This window comes from Pseudomonas sp. 2995-3 (assembly GCF_002742565.1).
Taxonomy (GTDB): domain Bacteria; phylum Pseudomonadota; class Gammaproteobacteria; order Pseudomonadales; family Pseudomonadaceae; genus Aquipseudomonas; species Aquipseudomonas edaphica.
Genome location: NZ_LJSB01000414.1, coordinates 1 through 248 on the forward strand (window position 1 = coordinate 1; position 248 = coordinate 248).

Sequence of the window (248 nt, forward strand, 5' to 3'; positions counted from 1 at the left end):
ATCCCTTTCCCCAAGACATACTACATTTCCTTCATCATCAGCCGCAATTTGTGCTTCTATATGTCTTGGATTAACAACACATTTTTCCATGTAAATTTCTCCTGAGCCAAAAAATGTTTCTGATTTCTTGTCCACACTTGCTACAACCTTTAGGAGCTCACCTTCATAACTCACTTTCCGCATACCAATGCCACCGCCACCAGCTGCTGCCTTTAACATGATTGGATAACCTATATCACGTGCTGTTT

General features: G+C 41.1%; 1 pseudogene. It reads right to left on the bottom strand.

What is annotated here, in order from left to right:
* Positions 1 to 234: pseudogene (locus AOA62_RS29900) on the bottom strand (hypothetical protein); the annotation flags it as partial.
* Between the last annotated feature and the right edge of the window lie 14 nt (positions 235 to 248).